General features: G+C 60.2%; 2 protein-coding genes and 1 pseudogene. 1 reads left to right on the top strand and 2 read right to left on the bottom strand.

The window, feature by feature from the left end; translation table 11 throughout:
• Positions 1-461 (top strand): annotated as a pseudogene (locus tag B0D78_RS12045) (hypothetical protein); the annotation flags it as partial.
• Between the two features lie 125 nt (positions 462-586).
• Here B0D78_RS12045 and B0D78_RS12040 read toward each other — a convergent pair.
• A complete protein-coding gene (locus B0D78_RS12040) occupies positions 587-1,429 on the bottom strand; it encodes a formylglycine-generating enzyme family protein (protein WP_078017173.1) in 843 nt (280 codons plus the stop codon).
• A 9-nt stretch (positions 1,430-1,438) separates the two neighbouring features.
• Positions 1,439-1,996, bottom strand: coding sequence for a flavodoxin (locus tag B0D78_RS12035; protein ID WP_078017172.1), 558 nt, complete (start codon positions 1,994-1,996; stop codon positions 1,439-1,441).
• Positions 1,997-2,201 lie beyond the last annotated feature (205 nt).

The raw sequence follows: 2,201 nt of genomic DNA, 5'->3' as shown, positions 1-2,201 counted from the left end.
CCAACGAGGTTTTGCCCAAGCTCATCGCCAGGCACAATCGGAAGTTTGCCGTCACGCCGGCTGAGGGAGAGGACGTTTATGTGAAGCCGGAAGGAAAAGTCGATTTGGATTTTCTCTTTGCGCGTCGCGAATCTCGCAGGACGGATCACGGCGGCATGATCTCCTACGGAGGTCGTCGGTACGTTCCGGCGGCGGACGATTGCCTCGGGATGGCCAAAACGACGGTTGAGGTGCGTGAAACGTCGACCGGGCGGATCTGGGGTGTTTCCAAGGGCAGACGGATCGAGATGAAGGAGGTTGAAAGTCAAAAACGAGTCGACTCCGATGAGGCATCGGCAAAGAAACGGAAAAGCGGGCTTGTGAAAGCGCACAAGCCCGCTCCGGACCACCCATGGCGGCGTGGCGTCGTCAAAAGGCAGGGATATCATAGCACATGTCGGGATAAACGTACGTTCGCGTAGACGTTGTTATGGCGGCACGATGGGGAGTTCTTTCGAGGTGTCTTGCTGTGATGAGAGTGTGATGGGGTGACTTTTTTAATGAGCAGTTATGGTGACATTTTTATTGGCTATTGACAGAATTAGTATTACTTGTTGCGGGCGAGACGAAAGCCGCGGCTGCGGAAGGCGTCGCCGGGCATCTGCGACGAGCGGTAGGCGCTGCGCAGGTGCTTGGCGAAATCGTTCCAGCCGCCGCCGCGGCAGACGCGCGCGACACCCTTCTCGGGGCCGGCGGGGTCGGCCTGCGCGGTGGACGGATACACGCCGTAGCGGTCCCAGCACCATTCGCTGACGTTGCCGTGCATGTCGTAGAGGCCGAACGCGTTGGGCTTGAAGCTGCCCACGGGGATGGAATCGCCGCGGTAAGTGCCCGGCTTCACGTCGAGTTTTCCCGTATCGAAATAGTTCTGCTCGATGTTGTAGGGATAGTGGCCGTAGTAGTTGGCGTCGGTCCAGGACGGCGACGGCTCGATGCTGAACGGCCCGGCGCCGCCGGCGCGGCAGGCGTATTCCCATTCCGCCTCCGTGGGCAGGCGGTAGCCGTTCGCGTCGCGGTTCCAGGTCACGTTTTCGCCGTCGATCGCGTAAGCGGGCGTCAGCCCTTCCGCGGTGCTCTTCAGGTTGCAGAACTTCACGGCGTCGTACCAGCTGACGTTCTCCACGGGCAGTTTTTCACCGCGGGTGTGGCGGCTGGGATTTGCGCCCGTCAGCGCCTTGTATTCCTCCTGAGTGACCTCGCGGCGGCCGAGATAAAAGTCGCTCACCGTCACGTGATGCTGGCGTTCGTCGTTCTCGCGCCACGGCTCGCCCTCGGGGCTGCCCATGATGAACGTGCCGCCTGTGATCAGGATCATTTCGTCTTGCGGCGCCGCCAGCGCGGCTCTCGCGCTCAGCGCCAGGAGGACCAGCAGGATCAGCGTGCTTTTCATGACGCTCGCCTAAAATCCGTTCTTCTCCAGCCAGGCGTCGAGGTCCGCGCTCAGCGAGGAGCCGCCGTCGTAGTAGATGGAAAGCGGATTCTGCACGACGGCCGCGGGGATCAGCTTGGTGATGGCGGAGACGCTCTGGCCGAGCCGGCCGCCGCCGTTGCTGCAAAAAGGCGACACCGTTTTGCCGGCGAAGTCGTAACTTTCGAGGAACGTGGCGACCGGCATGGGGATCGACGCCCACCAGTTGGGATAGCCGAGCAGGATCGTGTCGTACTTCGCCATGTCGGTCACTTTGCCCTTGATCTCCGGCCGGGCCTGGGCGCGCTGGTCGCGCTGCGCTTCCTTCAGCACGGTGTTGTAGTCGTCGGAGTAGGGCTTGACCAGCTCGATCTCGAAAATGTCGGCTCCCGTCTTTTTCTGGATGGCGCGGGCGATGCCGCGCGTGTTGCCGCCCCACGAATAGAAAACGATCAGCGTCTTCTCCTTCGTCGGTTTCGCCGCCGCGGGCAGCGCCCAGAGGGCCGCCAGCGCGGACAGACCGATCATCAGCGCGTACAGGTTTTTCATATTTGGAATCTCCTTTCATAATGAGACATCTGCCGGAAAGGCCTTTGTACGTGACCCTGCCTCTGGTGGCTCATTATAAAGGTTTGAGCGCCCTTCAGGTCAAGAGTCCCGGAACGATTATACGGAGATTTGTGCCAGCTGAAATTCTTCAAGGTAAATGCAACGCAACATCCGGTACCCCGTTGCATTAAATCTGAATTAAAAG

The sequence above is a fragment of the Pyramidobacter sp. C12-8 genome, from assembly GCF_002007215.1.
Lineage (GTDB): Bacteria > Synergistota > Synergistia > Synergistales > Dethiosulfovibrionaceae > Pyramidobacter.
The sequence above is the reverse complement of the archived record's forward strand: the minus strand, read 5'-3'. Positions and strand labels throughout refer to the sequence as shown.